At 63.6% G+C, this 22,199-nt stretch carries 24 protein-coding genes; 16 read left to right on the forward strand and 8 right to left on the reverse strand.

Features of this window, described 5'->3' with window-relative positions; all coding sequences use genetic code 11:
• Nucleotides 1-20 precede the first annotated feature (20 nt).
• Nucleotides 21-914 carry a LysR family transcriptional regulator gene (locus ACMGT0_RS01195; RefSeq protein WP_416771171.1) on the forward strand — a complete coding sequence of 298 codons (894 nt, stop codon included), beginning with the start codon at nucleotides 21-23 and terminating at the stop codon, nucleotides 912-914.
• 6 nt (nucleotides 915-920) lie between these two features.
• Here ACMGT0_RS01195 and ACMGT0_RS01200 read toward each other — a convergent pair whose 3' ends face one another.
• Nucleotides 921-1,247, reverse strand: coding sequence for a DUF883 family protein (locus tag ACMGT0_RS01200; RefSeq protein WP_017902536.1), 327 nt, complete (start codon nucleotides 1,245-1,247; stop codon nucleotides 921-923).
• Between the two features lie 161 nt (nucleotides 1,248-1,408).
• Here ACMGT0_RS01200 and ACMGT0_RS01205 point away from each other — a divergent pair, with 161 nt between their 5' ends.
• Together ACMGT0_RS01205 and ACMGT0_RS01210 are read left to right on the forward strand one after the other, a co-directional pair.
• Nucleotides 1,409-1,624, forward strand: coding sequence for a dodecin (locus ACMGT0_RS01205; RefSeq protein ID WP_017902537.1), 216 nt, complete (start codon nucleotides 1,409-1,411; stop codon nucleotides 1,622-1,624).
• Between the two features lie 136 nt (nucleotides 1,625-1,760).
• On the forward strand, nucleotides 1,761-1,994 hold the full coding sequence (locus tag ACMGT0_RS01210) for a DUF1161 domain-containing protein (RefSeq protein ID WP_054057621.1): 234 nt from the start codon (nucleotides 1,761-1,763) through the stop codon (nucleotides 1,992-1,994).
• A gap of 60 nt (nucleotides 1,995-2,054) precedes the next feature.
• Here the strand turns inward: ACMGT0_RS01210 and ACMGT0_RS01215 are convergent, their stop codons facing one another.
• A complete protein-coding gene (locus ACMGT0_RS01215) occupies nucleotides 2,055-3,056 on the reverse strand; it encodes an LLM class flavin-dependent oxidoreductase (RefSeq protein ID WP_416771174.1) in 1,002 nt (333 codons plus the stop codon).
• Between the two features lie 220 nt (nucleotides 3,057-3,276).
• Between ACMGT0_RS01215 and ACMGT0_RS01220 the strand changes: the two genes are divergently transcribed.
• Nucleotides 3,277-3,708, forward strand: a complete 432-nt coding sequence (locus tag ACMGT0_RS01220) for an OsmC family protein (RefSeq protein WP_054057619.1) — start codon at nucleotides 3,277-3,279, stop codon at nucleotides 3,706-3,708.
• A 249-nt stretch (nucleotides 3,709-3,957) separates the two neighbouring features.
• Nucleotides 3,958-4,197, forward strand: coding sequence for a DUF1161 domain-containing protein (locus ACMGT0_RS01225; RefSeq protein ID WP_054057618.1), 240 nt, complete (start codon nucleotides 3,958-3,960; stop codon nucleotides 4,195-4,197).
• 162 nt (nucleotides 4,198-4,359) lie between these two features.
• Here the strand turns inward: ACMGT0_RS01225 and ACMGT0_RS01230 are convergent, their stop codons facing one another.
• Nucleotides 4,360-4,773: a hypothetical protein gene (locus tag ACMGT0_RS01230; RefSeq protein WP_054057623.1), complete on the reverse strand. Its 414-nt coding sequence runs from the start codon at nucleotides 4,771-4,773 to the stop codon at nucleotides 4,360-4,362.
• Between the two features lie 146 nt (nucleotides 4,774-4,919).
• On the opposite strand from ACMGT0_RS01230, the gene ACMGT0_RS01235 reads away from it, so the two are divergent.
• Nucleotides 4,920-5,978 carry an aminopeptidase gene (locus tag ACMGT0_RS01235; RefSeq protein ID WP_054057617.1) on the forward strand — a complete coding sequence of 353 codons (1,059 nt, stop codon included), beginning with the start codon at nucleotides 4,920-4,922 and terminating at the stop codon, nucleotides 5,976-5,978.
• Nucleotides 5,979-6,083: 105 nt separating this feature from the next.
• Here the strand turns inward: ACMGT0_RS01235 and ACMGT0_RS01240 are convergent, their stop codons facing one another.
• Nucleotides 6,084-6,728, reverse strand: a complete 645-nt coding sequence (locus ACMGT0_RS01240) for an HAD family hydrolase (RefSeq protein WP_054057616.1) — start codon at nucleotides 6,726-6,728, stop codon at nucleotides 6,084-6,086.
• A gap of 28 nt (nucleotides 6,729-6,756) precedes the next feature.
• On the reverse strand, nucleotides 6,757-7,305 hold the full coding sequence (locus ACMGT0_RS01245) for a gamma carbonic anhydrase family protein (protein ID WP_054063397.1): 549 nt from the start codon (nucleotides 7,303-7,305) through the stop codon (nucleotides 6,757-6,759).
• A gap of 54 nt (nucleotides 7,306-7,359) precedes the next feature.
• On the opposite strand from ACMGT0_RS01245, the gene prlC reads away from it, so the two are divergent.
• The 3 genes from prlC (at nucleotide 7,360) to ACMGT0_RS01260 (ending at nucleotide 12,069) form a co-directional block, all read left to right on the forward strand.
• Nucleotides 7,360-9,459 carry an oligopeptidase A gene (gene prlC / locus ACMGT0_RS01250; RefSeq protein WP_416771177.1) on the forward strand — a complete coding sequence of 700 codons (2,100 nt, stop codon included), beginning with the start codon at nucleotides 7,360-7,362 and terminating at the stop codon, nucleotides 9,457-9,459.
• Nucleotides 9,456-9,737, forward strand: a complete 282-nt coding sequence (locus ACMGT0_RS01255) for a YheV family putative zinc ribbon protein (protein WP_054057613.1) — start codon at nucleotides 9,456-9,458, stop codon at nucleotides 9,735-9,737. The genes prlC and ACMGT0_RS01255 overlap by 4 nt, the downstream gene beginning before the upstream one ends.
• A gap of 106 nt (nucleotides 9,738-9,843) precedes the next feature.
• Entirely contained in the window at nucleotides 9,844-12,069 is a 2,226-nt protein-coding gene (locus ACMGT0_RS01260) for a M3 family metallopeptidase (protein ID WP_416771179.1), read from the forward strand.
• Here the strand turns inward: ACMGT0_RS01260 and ACMGT0_RS01265 are convergent.
• Complete coding sequence (locus ACMGT0_RS01265) at nucleotides 12,046-12,693, reverse strand: dual specificity protein phosphatase family protein (protein WP_416771181.1); 648 nt, start codon at nucleotides 12,691-12,693, stop codon at nucleotides 12,046-12,048. The two genes, ACMGT0_RS01260 and ACMGT0_RS01265, sit on opposite strands and share 24 nt — an antisense overlap.
• A 172-nt stretch (nucleotides 12,694-12,865) precedes the next feature.
• On the opposite strand from ACMGT0_RS01265, the gene ACMGT0_RS01270 reads away from it, so the two are divergent.
• The 3 genes from ACMGT0_RS01270 (at nucleotide 12,866) to ACMGT0_RS01280 (ending at nucleotide 16,629) form a co-directional block, all read left to right on the forward strand.
• A complete protein-coding gene (locus tag ACMGT0_RS01270; protein ID WP_054057611.1) occupies nucleotides 12,866-13,924 on the forward strand; it encodes a PA0069 family radical SAM protein in 1,059 nt (352 codons plus the stop codon).
• A 258-nt stretch (nucleotides 13,925-14,182) separates the two neighbouring features.
• Complete coding sequence (locus ACMGT0_RS01275) at nucleotides 14,183-14,914, forward strand: carbonic anhydrase (RefSeq protein WP_416771183.1); 732 nt, start codon at nucleotides 14,183-14,185, stop codon at nucleotides 14,912-14,914.
• A gap of 176 nt (nucleotides 14,915-15,090) precedes the next feature.
• Complete coding sequence (locus tag ACMGT0_RS01280; RefSeq protein ID WP_054063392.1) at nucleotides 15,091-16,629, forward strand: SulP family inorganic anion transporter; 1,539 nt, start codon at nucleotides 15,091-15,093, stop codon at nucleotides 16,627-16,629.
• 16 nt (nucleotides 16,630-16,645) lie between these two features.
• Here ACMGT0_RS01280 and ACMGT0_RS01285 read toward each other — a convergent pair whose 3' ends face one another.
• Nucleotides 16,646-17,296, reverse strand: coding sequence for a hypothetical protein (locus ACMGT0_RS01285; RefSeq protein WP_054057609.1), 651 nt, complete (start codon nucleotides 17,294-17,296; stop codon nucleotides 16,646-16,648).
• Nucleotides 17,297-17,656: 360 nt separating this feature from the next.
• On the opposite strand from ACMGT0_RS01285, the gene coxB reads away from it, so the two are divergent.
• Genes coxB through ACMGT0_RS01305 form a run of 4 tightly spaced genes read left to right on the forward strand, consistent with a single transcriptional unit; the run spans nucleotide 17,657 to nucleotide 21,924 of the window.
• A complete protein-coding gene (coxB, locus tag ACMGT0_RS01290; protein WP_054057608.1) occupies nucleotides 17,657-18,784 on the forward strand; it encodes a cytochrome c oxidase subunit II in 1,128 nt (375 codons plus the stop codon).
• A 55-nt stretch (nucleotides 18,785-18,839) separates the two neighbouring features.
• Nucleotides 18,840-20,429, forward strand: a complete 1,590-nt coding sequence (ctaD, locus tag ACMGT0_RS01295; RefSeq protein WP_186686870.1) for a cytochrome c oxidase subunit I — start codon at nucleotides 18,840-18,842, stop codon at nucleotides 20,427-20,429.
• Between the two features lie 16 nt (nucleotides 20,430-20,445).
• Nucleotides 20,446-20,994, forward strand: coding sequence for a cytochrome c oxidase assembly protein (locus tag ACMGT0_RS01300; RefSeq protein ID WP_273824901.1), 549 nt, complete (start codon nucleotides 20,446-20,448; stop codon nucleotides 20,992-20,994).
• Nucleotides 20,995-21,027: 33 nt separating this feature from the next.
• The gene (locus ACMGT0_RS01305) at nucleotides 21,028-21,924 is read left to right on the forward strand and encodes a cytochrome c oxidase subunit 3 (protein ID WP_054057605.1); all 897 of its coding nucleotides are present in this window, start codon (nucleotides 21,028-21,030) and stop codon (nucleotides 21,922-21,924) included.
• A 13-nt stretch (nucleotides 21,925-21,937) separates the two neighbouring features.
• Here the strand turns inward: ACMGT0_RS01305 and ACMGT0_RS01310 are convergent, their stop codons facing one another.
• Nucleotides 21,938-22,141: a twin transmembrane helix small protein gene (locus ACMGT0_RS01310; protein WP_054063391.1), complete on the reverse strand. Its 204-nt coding sequence runs from the start codon at nucleotides 22,139-22,141 to the stop codon at nucleotides 21,938-21,940.
• Nucleotides 22,142-22,199: the final 58 nt, after the last annotated feature.

Here is a 22,199-nt window from a genome sequence, read left to right on the forward strand (position 1 = left end):
CAGGAAAACTCACAGATATCATGAGCCGCGACCTGCCCCCGCTCAATGCCCTGCGCGCCTTCGAAGCCACGGCCCGCCTGAACAGCGTCAGCCAGGCTGCCGAACAGCTGCACGTGACCCACGGTGCGGTCAGCCGGCAACTGAAGGTGCTGGAGGAACACCTGGGGCTGAGCCTGTTCGTCAAGGATGGGCGCGGCCTGAAACTCACAGATGCCGGCATCCGCCTGCGCGATGCCAGCGCCGAGGCGTTCGAGCGGCTGCGTTCGGTCTGCGCCGAACTGACCCGCGATTCGAGCGATGCACCGTTCGTCCTCGGTTGCTCCGGCAGCCTGCTGGCGCGCTGGTTTATCCCGCGGCTCGGGCGGCTGAATGCCGATTTGCCGGACCTGCGCCTGCACCTGTCCGCCGGCGAGGGCGACCTGGACCCCCGCAAGCCGGGGCTGGATGCCCTGCTGCTGTTCGCCGAGCCACCGTGGCCGGCGGACATGCAGGTGCATGAGCTGGCCTGCGAGCGCATCGGGCCGGTGATGAGCCCGCATTTTTCCCATTATGCGGCCCTGCGCCAGGCGCCGGCCCGCGCACTGGTGGGCGAGCCGCTGCTGTATACCAGTTCGCGCCCGCAGGCCTGGCCGAGCTGGGCAAGGAGTAATGGTATCGAGGCGTCCGGGTTGAAGTACGGACAGGGCTTCGAGCACCTGTATTACCTGCTGGAAGCGGCGGTGGCCGGGCTCGGGGTGGCGATCGCGCCGCAGGCGCTGGTGGCCGATGACTTGCGCGCTGGTCGGCTGGTCGCGCCGTGGGGCTTCAACGAAACCCCCGGGCGACTGGCCTTGTGGTTGCCGGGGCGGGCCGTGGATGGCCGCGCCCTGCAGTTGGCGCAGTGGCTCAAGGCCGAGTTGGAAAAAGGTGCCTGACCGGCCTCAATCCCCGCGCTTGCACAGCAGGTAGGCCGCCAGCAGACCCAACGCACCGACTGCCACGCCCGCCGTGGTCCATGGATGCTCCTGGGCGTAGTCACGGGTGGCGATCCCGGTCTCGCGGGTCTTCACCTTGACCTCCTCGTAGGCGTCGCTGAGCAGGTGCCGCGAATGGCGCAGGGCGCTTTCGGCGTTGCTCCTGAGGGCCTTGAGGGTCTTGCGCGATTCGTCCGAGGCGTCGTCCTTCAGGCTTTCCAGGGACTTGAGCAGGCTCTCGATCTCCGCTTCCATGCTTTGCAGTGCAGCTTTACGCAACGATGAACTGGCCATATCGGCTCTCCTCTCAGTGATGGATGGCGTCTGTGAAGTCCGACTGCACCGGTTGGCGAAAGTGCAGAAAATCTGCAATCCGCTGTGCCGACCCCATCCGGGCCCTCTGGAAAATCACTGCTAGGCTGTCCCTGACAGCCCGCAAGCCCAAGGAGAGCAGCATGAGTGATCATCACACCTACAAGAAGATCGAACTGGTCGGTTCGTCGCCCAACAGCATCGAGGAAGCGATCAACAACGCCCTGGCCGAAGCCGGCAAGAGTCTCAAGCACCTGGAGTGGTTCGAGGTGGTCGATACCCGCGGGCATATCCGCGACAACAAGGCGGCACACTTCCAGGTGACCCTCAAGGTCGGCTTCAAGATCGCCAACAGTTGAGTAAATGCTGGCACTTGTGAACTAGTCCACTGGCCGACTGCCATATAGCTTGCTATACAGAAGGCTCCAATCGAGCCTCCTGTGCGTCGCCCAAAAGCCGACGCACTTTTTTTGATACGACCAGGGAATGTGACCGATGAAGAAGCTGATTTTGGCGCTGGGTTTGTTGAGTGTCGCGGGAACGACCCTTGCGGCAGGCAAGCCATGTGACGAGCTGGAAAGGGAGATCAAGGACAAGCTGGAGTCCAAGGGCGTGCATGGCTATTCGCTGCAGATCCTGGATCGCGCCACCGGCGAGAAAGGCGCCGACGGCAAGGTGGTGGCCACCTGCGAAGCCGGTACCAAGGTCATTACCTACAAGCGCAAGTAAGCGTTCGCAGCATCAGGGCCGGCGCAATGCGCCGGCTTTTTCATGGGCGTCGATCGGGTTTCAGCCCTTCATCACCTGCGACAGCAGCTCGTAGGAGTGCAGGCGATCGGCGTGTTCGTACAGGTCACAGGTGAAGATCAGTTCGTCGGCCTGGGTGTGCTCGATCAGCACCTCCAGCTTGGCGCGGATCTTCTGCGGGCTGCCGACCATCGCCAGGCCGAGGAAGCTGGCCACGGCCTCTTTCTCATGGGGCAGCCACAGGCCGTCCATGCTCTGTACCGGCGGCCGCTGCACCAGGCTCTGGCCGCGCATCAGCGCGAGGATGCGCTGGTAGACCGAGGTTGCCAGGTAGTCGGCCTGCTCGTCGCTGTCGGCCGCCACCAGCGGCACGCCGAGCATCACGTAGGGCTTGTCGAGCACCTGCGAAGGCTTGAAGTGGTTGCGATAGACGCGGATCGCCTCATGCATGTAGCGCGGGGCGAAATGCGAGGCGAAGGCGTAGGGCAGGCCGCGCTCGCCGGCCAGTTGCGCGCTGAACAGGCTCGAACCGAGCAGCCAGACCGGCACCTGGGTGCCGGTACCGGGGACGGCGATCACGCGCTGGTCGGGGGTGCGCGGGCCGAGGTACTTCATCAGCTCGGCGACGTCTTCGGGAAAGTCGTCGGCACTGCCCGAGCGCTCGCGGCGCAGGGCGTGGGCGGTCATCTGGTCGGAACCGGGTGCCCGGCCCAGGCCCAGGTCGATCCGCCCGGGGTAGAGGCTTTCCAGGGTGCCGAACTGTTCGGCGATCACCAGCGGCGCATGGTTGGGCAGCATCACCCCGCCGGAGCCGACGCGAATGCTCGAGGTGCCGCCGGCGAGATAGGCCAGCAGCACCGAGGTGGCCGAGCTGGCGATGCCGTCCATGTTGTGGTGCTCGGCGACCCAGAACCGGTTGAAGCCCCACTTTTCCACATGCCGGGCCAGGTCCAGCGAGTTGCGCAGCGACTGCGCCGGGCTGCCGTCCTGGCGCACCGGTACCAGGTCGAGGGTGGAAAACTTCACGTCGGACAAGCGCTTCATAAGCCTGTTACTCCTGTTTGAGGGACAGGCTTGCGATACGCGGCGAAGGACCTGTCGGTGTTCTGGGCAATATGGGCATATACCCGAGTTTCAAGAGCAGTCTGAGTTTTTAGCCTGCAGAAATCAAAGACGACTCCTACAAGATGAACTTTGAGAGGCCGACTATTCTCAAAATTTTGGTCTGGCGCGAACCCCCGCGTCGCTTTTGAGGAGACAGTCCATGAGTATCACGAAGAAAGCCTCGGCTCACTGGGAAGGCGACCTGAAAACCGGTATCGGCTCCATTTCCACCGAAACCGGTGTCTTGCGCGAGGCACCCTATGGCTTCAAGGCACGCTTTGAGGGTGGCCGGGGCACCAACCCCGAGGAACTGATCGGCGCGGCCCATGCCGGGTGCTTTTCCATGGCCTTCTCGATGATTCTCGGCGAGGCCGGGCTCAAGGCCGACAGCATCGACACCCACGCCGAGGTGACGCTGGACCAGGTGGATGGCGGTTTTGCCATTACCGCGGTGCACCTGATTCTCAAGGCGAAGATCCCGGGTGCCAGCCAGCAGCAGTTCGATGAGCTGAGCCAGAAGGCCAAGGAGGGTTGCCCGGTGTCCAAGGTGCTGAACGCGAAGATCAGCCTGGATGCGACCCTGCTGGGCTGACTTCGCGGAACATGACCTGTGGCAGCCGGATTCCTCCGCGAGGCTTTTGGCGATCTCCGGACTGCCCCCAAGAAGTTGGTCCCCACAGGGTTGTGCTTTATGTGGAGGGAACCGGCGCCCACGTGTGGCTCCGTTATCACAGGTTGTGAGGCGAGTCAGAACTTGATTCTCCCGTTTGTGGTCGAATCGGTATGCGGCAACTGATTGCGTACGCCCTTGCGACGCGTTGCCGCCAGAAGGAGTCTGATCATGAAACGTATTGCCTTGGGTATTTTCTGTTGCGCGCTGGCGGCGCAGACCCTGGCGGCTCCGAAGGACTGCCAGGAGTTGAAGAACGAGATCGAAGTGAAGATCCAGGCCAACGCCGTACCTTCCTACACCCTGGAGATCGTCTCCCGGGAGGAAGCCGAGAAGCATGACGTGGCGATGGTGGTCGGTACCTGCGAAAACGGCACCAAGGCGATCATCTACCAGAAGAACGATACCTGAGGCCCCTAGGCTATGTACGAAATCGCTTGAAACTTGGTTATGCGGCGTTAAAAACCGGCTCGGAATGCTCATTGACAACCAGTCAAGTCGGGCGCGACCCCGGGCGTTCCTCGCCGGTTTTTGCCTTGCCTAACCTGCGTTTCAAACAATTTCGTACACAGCCTAGGGCATGCAGATCACCCGTTCATCCGAGGCGATCTGCACGCCCTTGTCGTCATACAGCCGGGCATTGGCCTGGAACCCCAGGGCAACCCCTTCCAGGTGATAACGCCGTCCTGCCTCGAAGTTCGGGTAGGACACGCTGATGTAGCAGATTCGTTGCAGCGGGTCGGTGTTCATCGCCATGCCGCCAATGTACACGTCGTAGTCGAAGCGCACGGTCAGCTCATGGGGCCCGGGTGTCACCTGGAAGAAGCGCCCGTCGTCGAGGCGCTTCCTGTCCAGGGTTTCGGCCATGACCAGGGTGCCGGTGCGGGTCCCCAGGTCGATCCAGGCCATGTTCGGGTCGACCGCCGGCAGCGGTCCGGCACAGCCGCCGAGGCTGGCGAGGGCAAGGAAGGTCAGCAGCTTGCGCATGATGGATTTCGCTTGATGACAGGGGTTCAGCATACCTGTGATCAGTGGTCTTGGCTGGACGCTTTTGCCTGAATGTGGCCAATCTTCATGGAACATGTTTCGTTCCGCGCGATAGTCTTGGCGCAAACCCCGACTGGATGATCCGCATGCCGCACCGGCCATTCGCTCCCCTTCTACGCCTCGGTCTGGCAGGCCTGCTGCTGCTCGCGGGCGGTTGCAGCAGCCTGGACTACTACAGCCAGCTGGCCAGCGGCCAACTGAGCCTGCTGCGCGCCCGTGAACCGGTGGCGCAGGTGATCGCCGATCCCAGCCGTCCCCAGGCGCTGCGCGAGCACCTGATCCGTTCCCAAGAGGCGCGGGCCTTCGCCAGCCAGCACCTGCATCTGCCGGACAACCGCAGCTATCGGCTGTATGCCGATATCAGGCGGCCCTACGTGGTGTGGAATGTCTTCGCCACCCCGGAATTTTCCCTGACGCCGCAGAGCCACTGTTTCCCTATCGCCGGCTGTGTCGCCTATCGCGGCTACTACAGCCAGGGCGCGGCCCGGGGCGAAGCCGCGTTGCAGCGCCAGCAGGGCCTGGATGTGTACATCGGTGGGGTCGAGGCCTACTCGACCCTGGGCTGGTTCGATGACCCGATCCTCAGCTCGATGATGAACTGGGGCGACGAGCGCCTGGCGACGCTGATCTTCCATGAGCTGGCGCACCAGCGCTTCTATGTGAAGGACGACACCGAGTTCAACGAGTCCTACGCCAATTTCGTCGAGCAGGAAGGTACCCGGCAATGGCGGGCGGCGCGCGGGTTGCCGGCGACCCTGGGCAACGAGACGCAGCAGAAGGACCAGTTCATTGCCCTGGTGCTGGAGACCCGCAAGCGCCTGCAGGCGCTCTACGCGCTGCCGTTGCCGGCCGAGCGGATGCGCGCGCGCAAGGCCGCCGAGTTCGAGCGCCTGCGCCAGGAATACCGGCGGCTGCAGGCGACGCAGTGGGCCGGCGACAAGCGCTACGATGGCTGGATCAATACGCCGCTGAACAACGCCAAGCTGTTGCCGTTCGGGCTGTATGACCAGTGGGTGCCGGCGTTTGCGGCGCTGTTCAGGCAGGTCGACGGCGATTGGCCGGCGTTTTTCACCGAGGTGGAAAGGCTGGGGGCCATGCCGCCCGAGGCGAGAAAGGCGGCGTTACAGAAATTGATGCCGGGCTGACCGGCCTCTTCGCGGGCAAGCCGCGCTCCTACAGAGAGGCCAGCGTGTGGCACAACCCTATCGGCGCGTGGCTTGCCCGCGAACGGCGCGGCTCGCTCTCGGGCCCTACACAAACGCCCGATGCAACTCGTCCAGTGTCTGGAAGTGATACGCCGGCTGCTCGGCACTCAGTTCCTCGAAGCTGCCGAACCCGTAACCCACCGCCGCCGCGGCCAGGCCGTTGCGGCGCGCGCCGATCAGGTCGTGCTTGCGGTCGCCGATCATCAGCGTATCGCCAGGTTCCAGGCCCTCCTCGGCGACCAGGTGGGCGATCAGCTCGACCTTGTCGGTCCGCGTGCCATCCAGCTCGCTGCCGTAGATCACCTTGAAGTGTCGGGCGAAGTCGAAATGCCGGGCGATCTCGCGGGCGAACACCCAGGGCTTGGAGGTGGCGATATACAGTGTGCGCCCTTGCCCGCCGAGGGTTTCCAGCAGCGGCACGACACCGTCGAACACACGGTTTTCATAGAGGCCGGTGACTTTGAAGCGCTCGCGGTAGAAATTCACCGCCTCCCAGGCCTTGGCCTCGTCGAAGCCGTAGAACTGCATGAACGCCTGCAGCAGCGGCGGGCCGATGAAGTGTTCCAGCTTGCCCAGGTCCGGCTCGTCGATACCCAGCTTGGCGAGGGCGAACTGGATCGAGCGGGTGATGCCCTCGCGTGGGTCGGTCAGGGTGCCGTCGAGGTCGAACAGAATTGTCTGGTAGTGCATGAAATGTCCCAATCCGTACAGAAAACGCTCACTCGGCGCGGTCGTAGCCTTCGGCGATGTGCTGATCCTTGAGCTTCACGTAGTTCGCGGCGCTGTAGGTGAAAAAGGCCTTCTCCTTCTCCGTCAGCGGCCGCACCTGCTTCACCGGGCTGCCGACGTAGAGAAAGCCGCTGGCCAGTTGCTTGCCCGGTGGCACCAGGCTGCCGGCGCCGACGATCACCTCGTCCTCGATCACCGCGCCATCCATGACGATACTGCCCATGCCGATCAGGATCCGGCTGCCGATGCTGCAGCCGTGCAGCATGACCTTGTGGGCGATGGTCACATCATCGCCGATCAGCAGCGGGAAGCCGTCGGGGTTGAAAGGCCCGGCGTGGGTGATGTGCAACACGCAACCGTCCTGCACGCTGGTGCGGGCGCCAATGCGGATGCGGTGCATGTCGCCACGGATCACGGTCAATGGCCAGATCGAACTGTCGTCGCCGATCTCGACATCGCCGATCACCACCGCCGAGTGGTCGACAAAAGCCCTGGAACCCAGGGACGGCGTGTGGTTCTGGTAGGTGCGAAGGGTCACGATAGGCACTCTCTCTGTTGCTGATAGCTGCGGTGGGCATTGATTGTAATTAAGATGGCCCCATCTTTGTTCCTACATGTTTTTTCAGCCAAGGTGTCCACCGTGAGCGCGAACAACCCTCTTCTGCAGCCCTACGACCTGCCGCCCTTCTCGGCGATCCGTGCCGAGCACGTGCAACCGGCCATCGAGCAGATCCTCGCCGACAACCGCAAGGCCATCGAAGGTATCCTGCAAAGCCAGGGGAAAAATCCGAGCTGGGCCGGCCTGGTGCTGGCCATGGACGAACTCAACGACCGCCTGGGCGCCGCCTGGAGCCCGGTCAGCCACCTCAACGCGGTGTGCAACAGCCAGGAACTGCGCGAAGCCTACGAGGCCTGCCTGCCGGCGCTCAGTGCCTACTCCACCGAGCTGGGCCAGAACCGCGAGCTGTTCCAGGCCTTCGAAGCCCTGGCCAACAGCCCCGAGGCCGCCGGCTTCGACGTGGCGCAGAAAACCATTCTCGAACATTCGCTGCGTGACTTCCGCCTGTCGGGTATCGACCTGCCCGAGGCCGAGCAGAAGCGTTATGCCGAGGTGCAGAGCAAGCTGTCGGAGCTGGGCAGCCGCTTCTCCAACCAGTTGCTCGACGCTACCCAGGCCTGGACCAAGCACATCACCGACGAGGCCGCCCTCGCCGGGCTGAGTGCTTCGGCCAAGGCGCAGATGGCCGCCGCGGCCCAGGCCAAGGGCCTGGAAGGCTGGCTGATCACCCTGGAATTCCCCAGCTACTACGCGGTGATGACCTACGCCGAAGACCGCGCCCTGCGCGAAGAGGTCTACGCCGCCTACTGCACCCGCGCCTCCGACCAGGGCCCCAACGCCGGCCAGTTCGACAACGGCCCGGTGATGGCTGAAATTCTCGACCTGCGCCAGGAACTGGCCAAGCTGCTGGGCTTTGCCAGCTTCGCCGAACTGAGCCTGGCGACCAAGATGGCCGATTCCAGCGACCAGGTGCTGACCTTCCTGCGCGACCTGGCCAAGCGCAGCAAGCCGTTCGCCGCCCAGGACCTGCAACAGCTCAAGGCCTACGCTGCCGAGCAGGGCTGTGCCGAACTGCAGAGCTGGGACAGCGGCTTCTACGGCGAGAAGCTTCGTGAGCAGCGCTACAGCGTGTCCCAGGAAGCCCTGCGTGCCTACTTCCCGATCGACAAGGTGCTCGGCGGCCTGTTCGCCATCGTGCAGAAGCTCTACGGCATCGAGATCGCCGAGCAGACCGGTTTCGATACCTGGCACCCGGATGTCCGCCTGTTCGAAATCAGGGAGAACGGCCAGCACGTCGGACGCTTCTTCTTCGACCTGTATGCCCGCGCGAACAAGCGGGGCGGCGCCTGGATGGACGGTGCCCGTGACCGTCGCCGCACCGCCGATGGCGTGCTGCAGAGCCCGGTGGCCAACCTGGTGTGCAACTTCGCCCCGGCCGACAGCGGCAAGCCGGCGCTGCTGACCCACGACGAAGTGACCACCCTGTTCCACGAATTCGGCCACGGCCTGCACCACCTGCTGACCCGCGTCGAGCATGCCGGGGTATCCGGTATCAACGGCGTGGCCTGGGACGCGGTGGAACTGCCGAGCCAGTTCATGGAGAACTGGTGCTGGGAGCCGGAAGGCCTGGCGCTGATCTCCGGCCACTACGAGACGGGCGAGCCACTGCCCCAGGACCTGCTGGAAAAAATGCTCGCGGCGAAGAACTTCCAGTCCGGCCTGATGATGGTGCGCCAGCTGGAGTTCTCGCTGTTCGACTTCGAACTGCATGCCACCCACGGCGACGGCCGCAGCGTGGCCCAGGTGCTGGAGGCGGTGCGCAACGAGGTCTCGGTGATGCGTCCACCGGCCTACAACCGCTTCCCCAACAGCTTCGCGCACATCTTCGCCGGTGGCTACGCGGCCGGCTACTACAGTTACAAGTGGGCCGAGGTGCTGTCGGCGGATGCCTTCTCGCGGTTCGAGGAAGAAGGCGTGCTCAATGCCCGGACCGGTCGCGCGTTCCGCGAAGCGATCCTTGCCCGCGGTGGCTCCCAGGCACCGATGGTGCTGTTCGTCGATTTCCGTGGCCGTGAACCTTCGATTGACGCATTGTTGCGCCACAGCGGCCTGAGCGAGGACGCGGCGGCATGAGTGAGGTAGTCGTGACCAAGACCAGGAAACGCTTCATCGCCGGGGCGGTCTGCCCGGCGTGCAGCGAGCAGGACAAGCTGATGATGTGGAGCGAGGATGACGTTCCGCACCGTGAATGCGTGGCGTGCGGTTATGCCGACACGCTCAACGAACAGGGGCTGTCGGTGCCCAGGGAGTTGAGCACGCGGGTCAATACGCCGGCGGCGAAAGTCGCCGACAAGACCGTGCAAACCGTGCAGTTCTTCCCCAATCCCAAGCTGAAAAAGCCGAGCGAGTAATCGCGGGCGCCGGGCCTATCTATGTAGGTCCAGCGCCAGGCTTGCGCCACCTAGGCTCGCTCCTTGAGTGGTCCCGTTCCGGGGCCGCGTCTCTCAAGGAGTGACCATGGGTACCTACAACCCGCTGCTGCATCACTGTGGCGAACTGCCGCCTTACTCGTCCATACGCGCCCATCACCTGGTACCGGCGATGCTGCAGGTGCGCAACGAGGCCCGCAGCACCATCGAGGCGATCCTCGTCAGTCAGCGCGAGCTGCCCACCTGGGATGATTTCGTCGTGCCGCTCGACGCGCTCGGCGCGCGCATGGCCTGGTGTGTCGGCACCCTCCTGGCCCTGTCCCGCGCGCGTTCCGGGGCGAAGTGGAACAAGGCGTTCGTGCGCTGTTTTCGCATCGAGGTGCAGTTCGACCAACTGCTCTGGGGCAACGAGCAGCTGTACGCCCTCTACCAGAAGCTGGCCGCCAGCCCGCTGGCCCGCCAGTTCAGTCGGCCGCGCCGGGTCCTGCTCGACAGGGTCCTGCGGCGCTTCCGTCTGGATGGCATGGCGCTGCCCGCCGAGCAGCGCCAGCGGTTCAGGGAACTGGGCGAGACGACCGATGAACTGCGCCTGCGCTTTCTCAGCAATGTGGCCGCGGCCACCGACTGTTCCAGCTGGCAGATCGACGTGGCGGACGAGGCGCTGCTGGACGGGCTGTCCAGCCACGACAAGGCGGCCATGGCCCTCTATCAGGACAAGCAACTGCTGGGCTGGAAGATCGACATGAGCGATCCGGAGCTGGTCCGCACGATCATGACCGACGCCCAGGCATCGGCCTTGCGCCAGCAGGTGTTCCAGCGACGCGGCACCCTGGCCTCCGACCAGGGCCTGGCGGACTGCAAGACTTTCGACAACAGCAGGGTGCTCGAACAGTTGCTGCGGCTGCGCCTGGAACAGGCGCGGATGCTGGGCTTTGGCAGTTTCGCCGAACTGGCCCTGCAACGTCTTTCGGTGCGCAAGCCGGCCCATGTGCTCTGGTTCCTCCACCAGCAGATCGCGAGCAAGGCCCCCGCCTGGATCACCGAGCGCGAAGAACTGACCTCATTGGCACCCGCCCCCCTGCAACCCTGGGACTATCTGTACTACGGGCAGAAGAGGCGCCTGCACAAAGGGGCACTGGATGAGGACGAGTTCCGTCGCCATTTCGAACTCGAACGGGTGCTGGAAAAGATGTTCGACTTGCCCAGGCGCCTGTTCGGCATCGAGTTCGTCGAGCGCCCGCAGCTCGATACCTGGCACGCCAGCGTGCGCGCCTTCGAGGTCCGCGAAGCCGGGCAGACCCTCGGTTATCTGTTTCTCGATCTGTTTTCCCGCGAGCAGAAACTGTTCAAGTCCGGCTCCACGTTTTCCCTTGCCCATCGCCTGCTGTCGGTCGAGGGGCGCGAAGTGAAGCTGCCGGTGGCGGTGTTGTCCTGTGCCCTGCCCGGCAATGGCGCAGGTGCGCCCGTGCTGCTGAAACACGGGCAGGTGCGGACCCTGTTCTACGAGTTCGGGCATTGCCTGTATCAACTGCTCGACACGTCGGAAACCTGGCAGTTGTCGTGCAGCGAGCATTCGGGGATGGATGTGCGGGAGTTTTTTTCCAGATTGATGGAACGCTGGAGCTACAACGTCGATTTCCTGGTCGACATGAGCCGTCACCACCAGACCGGGGCCAGCCTGTCCACCGAGCAGGCCCGTCGCCTGCGGATCTTCCTGGAAAGCCAGACCTGGCTGAATGACAGTATGCAACTGATGTATTCGGGCATGGACTTTTTCCTGCACCTGCTGCAGCCGGTCGATACCGCGAATATCCACGCGCTGACCCAGGAGAACCTCGCCCATTGGCCCAAGCCGATGCCCGACCGTTTCATCTACTCCTTCACCCACCTGGTCACGGGCTATGAGGCCCGCTATTTCACCTATCTGTGGGGACTGGAACTGGCTACGGAGGTCTTTGCGCGTTTCGTGGAAAAGGGGCTGTTCGATGCTGTGGAGGGCCGTCGCCTGCGCGAGGAACTGTTTGTTCCGGCGCCCATCCGTTCGTTGACGGAATCCGTCGCGGCCTTTCTCGGGCGACCGGCGAAAGCCGTCATGCGCGACTCGAGCGACCCGCAGTTCATCGACCTGATGGAGCAACTGGTCAAGGTGCAGAACGGCGAGGCCGCTGGTCAGGACACCGAAAGCGACCCTGCAGGCCCGGCCCGGCCGCGCTCGGTCCCGGCGTGGGCGGCGATGATGTTCGGTTCGGCGTTGAAGGCGCCACGGGTCAGTGCCGGCCCGGCATCGCCCTCAGTGGGCGTTGGCCGAAGCTGACTTGAACCAGTTCTGCACATTGCAGGTGGCGAATGGGCTGGTGCTGCAATCGCCATTGGCCAGGGCCGTGCGAAGTTTGTCGATATCGGCCTTCATCATGTAGCGAATGCCGTCCTTATGGTGGGAACTTTCGCCAAAGCCACCCTGAGTCATTTCGGCCAGGGCGTCCTCCTTGCTCCAGCCCTGGACGACCACCCGGTACATGGCCGCCATCAAGCCGGTGCGATCGGAGCCGTGCTTGCAATGCATCAGCACCGGGCCGTGGCCTTCGGCGTCCCTGATCGCCCGCAGGGCGGCCAGCACGTCGGCGTCGTCGACATGGTTGGTGCGGTAGGGCAGTTGCACTTTCTTGACGTTGGGGGTCGCCAGCCAGCTGGCGTCCGACTCCGGCAGGAAGTTGATCACCGTACCGATCTTCAGCTGTTCCAGCAGCGGCAGGGCGTCGGCGTCCGGCAGGGCGCTGCGGTAGAGCGTCGGGCTCATCTGGTTCAGGTTGTATTTGTCGCCGACCGGCTGGGCCCACTGGGGCGGGCGGGCGAAGGTGCTGTCGGCTTGGGCCTGGGCCAGCATGAACAGGCTGCTCAGGGTGATGCACAGGATCGCGAGGGCACGAGTGATGGACATGACAGGTTGACCCGGGAGAGAGGGGAGACTGGCACGCAGCATGCCCCCCGAGGGATCAAAAGCCTGTGAGGCTCATGTCAAAGATTCGTCGGTGAAGCCCGCAGGGCGGCGAGTGCTGGTCAGATCCCGTCTGCTCGATTACTGTATATAAATACAGTCAAGGGCTTCGCCAATGTCCACTCCTCTCCCGCCACGCGGTCGTGGCACCGCGAGCAACCCGCACAACCGCTTCGCGCCGAGCCGCTCGGTGGTCGAGGACGACGGCTGGTACCAGGAGGTGCCGCCAACCCAGGGCACCGAGGTGCGCATCGAGACGGCGAAGACCATCATCACCCGCAATACCTCGCCGGACCTGCCCTTCGACCGCTCCATCAACCCCTATCGCGGTTGCGAGCACGGCTGCATCTACTGCTACGCGCGGCCCAGCCACGCCTACTGGGACATGTCGCCGGGCCTGGATTTCGAGACCCGGCTGATCGCCAAGAGCAACGCGCCGGCGGTGCTCGAACAACAGTTGTCGAAACCGGGCTACCGCTGCGCGCCGATCAACCTGGGTTCCAATACCGACCCCTACCAGCCGATCGAGCGCGAGCACCGGCTGACCCGGCAGACCCTCGAAGTGCTGCTGCGTTACCGGCATCCGGTGACGATCGTGACCAAGGGCGCGCTGATCCTGCGCGACCTCGACCTGCTGGCGGAGCTGGCCCGGCAGCGGCTGGTGGCGGTGATGATCAGCCTGACCACCCTGGACGACGAACTCAAGCGCATCCTCGAACCCCGCGCCGCGGCACCCAGGGCGCGCCTGCGGGCAATCCGGGTGATGCGCGAGGCAGGCATTCCGGTGGGCGTGCTGTGCTCGCCGATGATTCCGATGATCAACGACAGCGAACTCGAAAGCCTGCTCGGCGAGGCCCATGCCGCCGGTGCCCGGAGCGCCGCCTACATGATGTTGCGGCTGCCGCTGGAGGTGGCGCCGCTGTTCGAGGAATGGCTGGCCGCGCATTACCCGCAGCGGGCGGCCCATGTCCTCAGCCTGATCCGCCAGAGCCGCGGCGGCGAGCTGTACGACAGCCGCTTCGGTGCGCGGATGCGTGGCGAGGGACCGTTCGCCGACCTGCTCGCCCAGCGCTTCGCCAAGGCCCTCAAGCGCCTGGGTCTGGACCGCCGGGACGGTTTCAACCTCGATTGCAGTCTTTTCTGCCCGCCGGGAGCGCAGATGTCACTGCTCTGACGTAAGCTTTGGATGAGGTATGCCATATAATGCTTCTTCGTGATGGCCGGCGTCGGGACTGTCCCTCGGGAGTGATGTGGAACACCCGTCCTAGAGCCTCTGATTCAGTTTGAGTTAAGTTTCCAGGGTTATGGTGACCAGGCCTGTGTTTTTGCAGGTAGTGTTCAAGGAATCGGGCGCGCTGACCCGAAGAACGCTGGCCCTGAGCAAGCCAAATCAGGAAAATCCCCTTAAATCCGCCCGTAAAGAGGATGAATCATGAGTGACAAGGATAAACAGCCGTTGGCTGCGTCGGCTTCAGTGCTCCCCGAGACCGAAAGCGCCGATGCAGCACTGCAACATATCGTCGATGGTTTTCTGCGTTTTCACCATGAAGTCTTTCCGCAGCAGGAAGAACTTTTCAAGAAACTCGCCACGGCCCAGGCTCCCCGGGCCATGTTCATCACTTGCGCCGACTCGCGCATCGTTCCCGAACTCATCACCCAGACCGGCCCCGGCGACCTGTTCGTCACCCGCAACGTCGGCAACGTCGTCCCGCCTTACGGCCAGATGAACGGTGGTGTATCCACCGCCATCGAGTACGCCGTACTCGCCCTTGGCGTGCAGCACATCATCATCTGCGGTCATTCCGACTGCGGCGCCATGCGCGCGGTGCTGAACCCCCATACCCTGGAAAAGATGCCCACGGTAAAGGCCTGGCTGCAGCATGCCGAAGTCGCGCGGACCATGGTCCACGACAACTGCAATTGCGCCGACGAACGTGAAAGCATGCACGTGGTGACCGAAGAGAACGTGATCGCCCAACTGCAGCACCTGCGTACCCACCCTTCGGTGGCCTCGCGCATCGCCAGCGGGCATCTGTTCATTCATGGCTGGGTGTACAACATCGAAACCAGCGAAATCAAAGCCTACGACGCGGACCGGGGCGATTTCCTGCCTCTGGATGGCACCCACCCCATCCCCTGCGCGACGCCCAAGGCACGCTTCTAGAGCCGGGCTCGGCGGTATTCGCCCTTTTGACGGCCGTCGACGTCGTCAGAAGGGAGCGGTATTGCCGGGACAGGTCACTTCTGCCTAAAGCTCTTCTCAATCGATAAGGTTCTGCCATGACTGCCACAGAGCGGTCTGGCTTTGCCATGCCTGAAGAAATCCTCAGGAGATTCGTCATGCGTGCTGCGCAACTGAAAGCTGTTTTACCCCGGGAGCTGCTGGCTTCCGTGGTGGTGTTCCTGGTCGCCCTGCCGCTGTGCATGGGAATCGCCATTGCGTCCGGCGTGCCGCCGGCCAAGGGTCTGATCACCGGTATCGTCGGTGGCCTGGTGGTCGGCTGGCTGGCGGGTTCGCCGCTGCAGGTCAGCGGTCCGGCCGCGGGCCTGGCGGTGCTGGTGTTCGAGCTGGTGCGCCAGCATGGCCTCGCCATGCTCGGGCCGATCCTGCTGCTGGCCGGCCTGCTGCAACTGCTCGCCGGGCGCCTGCGCCTGGGCTGCTGGTTCCGGGTTACCGCTCCGGCCGTGGTGTACGGGATGCTCGCCGGTATTGGCGTGCTGATCGTGCTGTCGCAGATCCATGTGATGTTCGACGCATCGCCCTTGCCTTCGGGCCTGGACAACCTGCTGGGCTTTCCCCAGGCCCTGGGCAAGGCCCTGCCGCTGGTCGGTGCCGGCATCGGCTGGCAGGCCGGCTTGCTGGGCCTGCTGACGATCCTGGTGATGTGGCTCTGGGAGAAGTTCAAGCCACAGCGCCTGCGCTTCGTGCCGGGCGCCCTGCTGGGCGTGGGCCTGGCGACACTGGTGAGCCTGGTGCTGGCGTTGCCGGTACGCCGCGTGGAGGTGCCGGAGAACCTGGCCGAGGCCATCGACTGGCTGCGTCCGGCCGACCTGCTCAACCTGGCCGACCCGGCGATCCTGGTCGCGGCCTTTGCCGTGGCCTTCATCGCCAGTGCCGAAACCCTGCTCTCGGCGGCGGCGGTCGACCGCATGCATGACGGCCAGCGCTCCGACTTCGACCGCGAGCTGTCGGCGCAAGGGGTCGGCAACATGCTCTGCGGCCTGCTTGGGGCATTGCCGATGACCGGGGTGATCGTGCGCAGTTCGGCCAATGTCCAGGCTGGCGCCCGCACCCGCCTGTCGACCATGCTCCATGGCCTTTGGCTGCTGGCCTTCGTGCTGTTGCTGGCGAGCGTGCTGCAGAGCATTCCGGTGGCGAGCCTGGCCGGCGTGCTGGTGTTCACCGGGTTGAAGCTGGTCGACCTCAAGGTCTTCCGCAGCCTGGGCCGCTACGGGCGGATGCCGATGTTCACCTATGCCGCGACGGCATTGGCGATCGTCTTCACCGACCTGCTGACCGGCGTGCTGATCGGTTTCGGCCTGACCCTGGCGAAGCTGGCCTGGAAGGCCTCGCGGCTGAAGGTCAGCCTGGTGGACCTGCCGAGTGAAGGCGAGCAGGAACTGCGCCTGACCGGGGCGGCGACCTTTCTCAAGGTGCCGGTACTGACTCAGGTGCTGTCGAAGGTGCCGCCGGGAACCACGCTGCATGTGCCACTGAGCAACCTGACCTACATCGACCATTCCTGCCTGGAACTGCTCGAGGAATGGGGGCGCGCCAACGCGGCCAAGGGCTCGCGGCTGGTGATCGAATCCCGTGGGTTGAAACGGCGTCTGGAGGGTCGCCTGCGCACCACGACCGGTGTGGGGTCGACGGTCTAGGTGCGCAGCGGCAAGGTCAGGCGGCGGGCTGTTCCAGTTCCAGCTCCACACCCAGTTGGCGGGACAGGCAAGGCCAGCGTTTCCACGCCGCTTCCGTGTCCGGGCTGTTGAGGCGGTCGCGATAGGCTTCCACCGATTCGAGGGCGAAACTCTCCTCGTCGAGCATTTCATCGACCGCGTGATGCACCGCTTCATCCAGTTGGTTGGCGAACGCTTCGCCGATCAACTGGTGGGCGATCAGGTTGGCCACGGTGGTGTTCAGCGGGATCAGCGACTGGCCGAAATGCACGATGTACAGATCGTTGACCTCCTCCACCAGGCGATGTGCCAGATAGGCTTCGTCCAGCAGGCCGTCGAGGCCGACATGGCCTTCGAGAATGCTGGGCGGTTGCAGGAAGAACTGCTCGGCAATTTTCAGCACAGGTTTGATCTGCGATTCGATACCCGCTTCGCGGGCGACCGAATTGGCGGCATCCAGCAGGTCGGGGACCAGCTCGATGTAGGCGGTTACAAAACGGGTCATGACTCCCGTGGCATCGATCTCCGGTAATTGAATGGCAGGGTGCAGGTGCGGCAGTTGAACTTCCAGTTGTCGCGTCAATTGGCCGGTTTCGGCTTCGTGTTGATGTGCACGTTGTATTTGCTCGCGCAATGCGGCGGTGTTCATGAATGCTCCAGTCGGTAATACAAAGGGAAAAAGGGAGACCATAAGGTAGCTGGGTTATAAAAGCTGTTAAGACGTATTTGTAATAATTATTTCATGGTTATATGCGTGCGTTATATTGAATTGCCATCATTTCGCTACAGCCCACGCCATTCGTGGCTTTCAGGAAACTGACAGGTTCATTTTTTGTATTGCATTGCGTGGTCCCGGTCGCTGTCTATACTCGGTTTTGTATGGAGTTAGCTGATGACGTCCGGCTTTGTGTTTCGGCAAGACCGAATGGTCCGCGTGCGTAGTCCGACCATTCCCCTTTGCCCCAGGTGAAAGCCGACGGGATAACAAGAACGATAAGGGGAACGCGCAATGATGCGACATCCACGGGTCTGGATGGGCCTGCTGTTGTGGTCGTTATTCAGCCAGGCGCAAGCCGCCTGGACCACGAATATGACGCAGGGGGCGACCGAGGTCAGTCACGCGGTCTTCGACCTGCACATGACCATCTTCTGGATCTGCGTGGTGATCGGTGTCATCGTCTTCGGGGCGATGTTCTGGTCGATGATCATTCACCGCCGCTCCACCGGCCAGGTGGCCGCCCGCTTCCACGAAAGCACCACGGTGGAGATCCTCTGGACCGTCGTGCCGCTGCTGATCCTGGTGGCCATGGCGATTCCGGCCACCGCCACGCTGATCAGGATGTACGACACCAGCGAATCGGACGTGGACATCCAGATCACCGGTTACCAGTGGAAGTGGCACTACAAGTACCTGGGCCAGGACGTCGAGTTCTTCAGCAACCTGGCCACGCCCCAGGACCAGATCCACAACCAGGCCGCCAAGGGCGAGCACTACCTGCTCGAGGTCGACCAGCCGCTGGTGCTGCCGGCGGGGGTGAAGGTGCGTTTCCTGGTGACCGCCGCCGACGTGATCCACTCCTGGTGGGTGCCGGCCTTCGCGGTCAAGCGCGACGCCATCCCCGGTTTCGTCAACGAGGCCTGGACCAAGGTCGACAAGCCCGGCATCTACCGTGGCCAGTGCGCCGAGCTGTGCGGCAAGGACCACGGTTTCATGCCCATCGTCGTCGACGTGAAATCCCCTGCCGACTACGACGCCTGGCTGACCGAGCGCAAGGCCGAGGCGGCCAAGCTCAAGGAGCTGACCAGCAAGGAATGGACCCTCGACGAGCTGGTGGCCCGTGGCGACAAGATCTACCACACCACCTGCGTCGCCTGTCACCAGGCCGAAGGCCAGGGCCTGCCGCCGATGTTCCCGGCGCTCAAGGGCTCGAAAATCGCCACCGGGCCCAAGGAGGCCCACCTGAGCCTGGTCTTCCACGGCAAGCCGGGTACCGCGATGGCGGCTTTCGGCAAGCAGCTTTCGGAAGTCGATATCGCCGCGGTCGTCACCTACGAGCGCAACGCCTGGGGCAACAACAAGGGCGACATGGTCACGCCGAAAGACGTGCTGGCGCTGAAACAGGCAGAAAGCAAATGACCGGGCCCGTCGTGTTCCCGGGCCGTCCGGTTCAAACCTCTGCAGGAGACAGGACATGAGTGCTGTGATCGATGACCATGGTCACGCCGGTGACCACGCCCACGGTCCCGCCAAGGGCCTGATGCGCTGGGTGCTGACCACCAACCACAAGGATATCGGCACGCTGTACCTGTGGTTCAGCTTCGCCATGTTCCTGATCGGCGGCTCGTTCGCCATGGTGATCCGCGCCGAGCTGTTCCAGCCCGGCCTGCAGATCGTGCAGCCGGCGTTCTTCAACCAGATGACCACCATGCATGGCCTGGTGATGGTCTTCGGCGCGGTGATGCCGGCCTTCGTCGGCCTCGCCAACTGGATGATCCCGCTGATGATCGGTGCGCCGGACATGGCCCTGCCGCGGATGAACAACTTCAGCTTCTGGCTGCTGCCGGCGGCGTTCGGCCTGCTGGTCTCGACCCTGTTCACCGCCGGTGGCGGACCGAACTTCGGCTGGACCTTCTATGCGCCGCTGTCGACCACCTACGCGCCGGAAAGCGTCACCTACTTCATCTTCGCCATCCACCTGATGGGCATCAGTTCGATCATGGGCGCGATCAACGTGGTCTCGACCATCCTCAACCTGCGGGCCCCGGGCATGACGTTGATGAAGATGCCGCTGTTCGTCTGGACCTGGCTGATCACCGCCTTCCTGCTGATCGCGGTGATGCCGGTGCTGGCCGGCTGCGTGACCATGATGCTGATGGACATCCACTTCGGCACCAGTTTCTTCAGTGCCGCCGGCGGCGGTGACCCGGTGCTGTTCCAGCACGTGTTCTGGTTCTTCGGCCATCCCGAGGTGTACATCATGATCCTGCCGGCCTTCGGCGCCGTCAGCGCGATCATCCCGACCTTCTCGCGCAAGCCGCTGTTCGGCTACACCTCGATGGTCTACGCCACGGCGAGCATCGCCTTCCTGTCGTTCATCGTCTGGGCGCACCACATGTTCGTGGTCGGCATCCCGCTGGTGGGCGAGCTGTTCTTCATGTACGCGACCATGCTGATCGCGGTGCCGACCGGGGTGAAGGTGTTCAACTGGGTCAGCACCATGTGGCAGGGTTCGCTGACTTTCGAGACGCCGATGCTGTTCGCCGTGGCGTTCGTCATCCTGTTCTCCATCGGCGGCTTCTCCGGGCTGATGCTGGCGATCGCGCCGGCGGATTTCCAGTATCAGGACACCTACTTCGTGGTGGCGCACTTCCACTACGTGCTGGTGCCGGGGGCGATCTTCGGCATCTTCGCCTCGGCCTACTACTGGCTGCCGAAGTGGACCGGCCACATGTACGACGAAACCCTGGGCAAGCTGCATTTCTGGCTGTCGTTCGTCGGCATGAACCTGACCTTCTTCCCGATGCACTTCGTGGGCCTTGCCGGTATGCCGCGGCGGATTCCCGACTACAACCTGCAGTTCGCCGACTTCAACATGGTCTCATCGATCGGTGGCTTCATGTTCGGCACCACGCAGTTGCTGTTCCTGTTCATCGTCATCAAGTGCATCCGTGGCGGCCCGGCAGCGCCGGCCAAGCCGTGGGACGGTGCCGAGGGCCTGGAGTGGAGCATTCCGTCGCCGGCGCCGTACCACACCTTCACCACGCCGCCGGAAGTGAAGTGACCGGGAGGACCGTCCGATGAGCGACTCGGTTTCACTCAGGCGCCTGGTCAGCCGACTGCTGCTGGTGGTGGTGGCGATGTTCGCCTTCGGCTTCGCCCTGGTGCCGATCTACGACGTGATGTGCAAGGCGTTCGGCATCAATGGCAAGACCGCCGGCCAGTACGAGGGTGAGCAGGTGGTGGATGCCTCGCGCCAGATCGGCGTGCAGTTCCTCTCCACCAACGCGGTGGACATGGTCTGGGAGTTCTACCCCAAGGCCGACCGGATCGACGTCCACCCCGGTGCCGTGAACGAGATGATCTTCGTCGCCTACAACCCTACCGACCGGGTGATGAAGGCCCAGGCCATCCCGAGCATTTCCCCGGGCAATGCGGCGGTGTATTTCCACAAGACCGAATGTTTCTGCTTCACCCAGCAGACGCTCAAGCCCGGGGAGCGGGTCGAGATGCCGGTCCGTTTCATCGTTGACCGTGACATGCCCAGGGATGTGAAGCACCTGACGCTGGCCTACACGCTGTTCGACATCACCGCCCACAACCCACCCGTGGCCCACTCGGGTGGGTAGGCCAGTCGGCGTGCCCGACAAGGAGAACAATAGATGGCGACTCCAACCCACGAGCATTACTACGTCCCGGCCCAGAGCAAGTGGCCGATCATCGCCACCCTCGGCCTGCTGGTCACGGTCTACGGCCTGGGCACCTGGTTCAACGACCTCAAGGCGGCCCGCCCGGAATCCCATGGCCCGCTGATCTTCTTCGTCGGCGGCCTGCTGCTGGCCTACATGCTGTTCGGCTGGTTCGGCGCGGTGATCAGGGAAAGCCGCTCCGGCCTCTACAGCCCGCAGATGGATCGTTCGTTCCGTTGGGGCATGAGCTGGTTCATCTTTTCCGAGGTGATGTTCTTCATCGCCTTCTTCGGCGCGCTGTTCTACGTGCGGCACATGTCGGTGCCGTGGCTGGCCGGTGAAGGTGGCGCCAAGGGCCTGGCCCATATGCTCTGGCCGGAATTCCAGAAAGCCTGGCCGCTGCTGGACAACCCGGATCCGAAACTCTTCCCGTCACCCAAGGGCACCATCAGTCCGTGGGGCCTGCCGCTGCTCAACACCGTACTGCTGGTCAGCTCCAGCGTGACGGTGACCTTTGCCCACCATGCCCTGAAGAAGGGCCACCGTGGCGCGCTGAAAGCCTGGCTGGCGCTGACGGTGCTGCTCGGGCTGGCGTTCCTCGGCTTCCAGGCCAAGGAATACCTGCACGCCTACCACGAGTTGGGCCTGACCCTCGGTTCGGGCATCTACGGTGCGACGTTCTTCATGCTCACCGGGTTCCACGGTGCCCACGTGACCATCGGCACGCTGATCCTGTTCGTGATGCTGGTACGCATCCTGCGCGGGCACTTCGACGCCGAGCACCAGTTCGGCTTCGAGGCGGCGAGCTGGTACTGGCACTTCGTCGACGTGGTCTGGATCGGTCTGTTCGTTTTCGTCTACGTGCTGTGAACGCGGCGCCCGCCTACCAGGGGGCGCTGGAGACCAGTTGGCCGCTGTAGAAGCCCCAGGTGATCAAGCCGAGGGTGGCCGCGGCGAGGACGACACGAAGGGTCAACGCGGTCAGCAGGCGATGGGACGGACCCTCGTCCCTGACCAGAAAGAACAGACCGCTGAACAGGCTGACCACCGTGGCAATCAGCATCAGGACTATCGCCGCTTTGAGCATGGTGAGACTCCGGGGGGAGATGCGCATGTATTTGAGTATAGCGAGCCCGCTTCCTGTC

Source organism: Pseudomonas sp. RHF3.3-3 (assembly GCF_048069595.1).
Taxonomy (GTDB): Bacteria; Pseudomonadota; Gammaproteobacteria; order Pseudomonadales; family Pseudomonadaceae; genus Aquipseudomonas; species Aquipseudomonas fuscovaginae_B.

Coding starts and splice junctions, on each gene's coding strand:
- ACMGT0_RS01195 (WP_416771171.1), top strand. CDS start 21: ATGAGCCGCGACCTGCCCCCGCTCAATGCCCTGCGCGCCTTCGAAGCC.
- ACMGT0_RS01200 (WP_017902536.1), bottom strand. CDS start 1,247: ATGGCCAGTTCATCGTTGCGTAAAGCTGCACTGCAAAGCATGGAAGCG.
- ACMGT0_RS01205 (WP_017902537.1), top strand. CDS start 1,409: ATGAGTGATCATCACACCTACAAGAAGATCGAACTGGTCGGTTCGTCG.
- ACMGT0_RS01210 (WP_054057621.1), top strand. CDS start 1,761: ATGAAGAAGCTGATTTTGGCGCTGGGTTTGTTGAGTGTCGCGGGAACG.
- ACMGT0_RS01215 (WP_416771174.1), bottom strand. CDS start 3,056: ATGAAGCGCTTGTCCGACGTGAAGTTTTCCACCCTCGACCTGGTACCG.
- ACMGT0_RS01220 (WP_054057619.1), top strand. CDS start 3,277: ATGAGTATCACGAAGAAAGCCTCGGCTCACTGGGAAGGCGACCTGAAA.
- ACMGT0_RS01225 (WP_054057618.1), top strand. CDS start 3,958: ATGAAACGTATTGCCTTGGGTATTTTCTGTTGCGCGCTGGCGGCGCAG.
- ACMGT0_RS01230 (WP_054057623.1), bottom strand. CDS start 4,773: ATGCGCAAGCTGCTGACCTTCCTTGCCCTCGCCAGCCTCGGCGGCTGT.
- ACMGT0_RS01235 (WP_054057617.1), top strand. CDS start 4,920: ATGCCGCACCGGCCATTCGCTCCCCTTCTACGCCTCGGTCTGGCAGGC.
- ACMGT0_RS01240 (WP_054057616.1), bottom strand. CDS start 6,728: ATGCACTACCAGACAATTCTGTTCGACCTCGACGGCACCCTGACCGAC.
- prlC (WP_416771177.1), top strand. CDS start 7,360: ATGGCCCCATCTTTGTTCCTACATGTTTTTTCAGCCAAGGTGTCCACC.
- ACMGT0_RS01255 (WP_054057613.1), top strand. CDS start 9,456: ATGAGTGAGGTAGTCGTGACCAAGACCAGGAAACGCTTCATCGCCGGG.
- ACMGT0_RS01260 (WP_416771179.1), top strand. CDS start 9,844: ATGGGTACCTACAACCCGCTGCTGCATCACTGTGGCGAACTGCCGCCT.
- ACMGT0_RS01265 (WP_416771181.1), bottom strand. CDS start 12,693: ATGTCCATCACTCGTGCCCTCGCGATCCTGTGCATCACCCTGAGCAGC.
- ACMGT0_RS01270 (WP_054057611.1), top strand. CDS start 12,866: ATGTCCACTCCTCTCCCGCCACGCGGTCGTGGCACCGCGAGCAACCCG.
- ACMGT0_RS01275 (WP_416771183.1), top strand. CDS start 14,183: ATGAGTGACAAGGATAAACAGCCGTTGGCTGCGTCGGCTTCAGTGCTC.
- ACMGT0_RS01280 (WP_054063392.1), top strand. CDS start 15,091: ATGCGTGCTGCGCAACTGAAAGCTGTTTTACCCCGGGAGCTGCTGGCT.
- ACMGT0_RS01285 (WP_054057609.1), bottom strand. CDS start 17,296: ATGAACACCGCCGCATTGCGCGAGCAAATACAACGTGCACATCAACAC.
- coxB (WP_054057608.1), top strand. CDS start 17,657: ATGATGCGACATCCACGGGTCTGGATGGGCCTGCTGTTGTGGTCGTTA.
- ctaD (WP_186686870.1), top strand. CDS start 18,840: ATGAGTGCTGTGATCGATGACCATGGTCACGCCGGTGACCACGCCCAC.
- ACMGT0_RS01300 (WP_273824901.1), top strand. CDS start 20,446: ATGAGCGACTCGGTTTCACTCAGGCGCCTGGTCAGCCGACTGCTGCTG.
- ACMGT0_RS01305 (WP_054057605.1), top strand. CDS start 21,028: ATGGCGACTCCAACCCACGAGCATTACTACGTCCCGGCCCAGAGCAAG.
- ACMGT0_RS01310 (WP_054063391.1), bottom strand. CDS start 22,141: ATGCTCAAAGCGGCGATAGTCCTGATGCTGATTGCCACGGTGGTCAGC.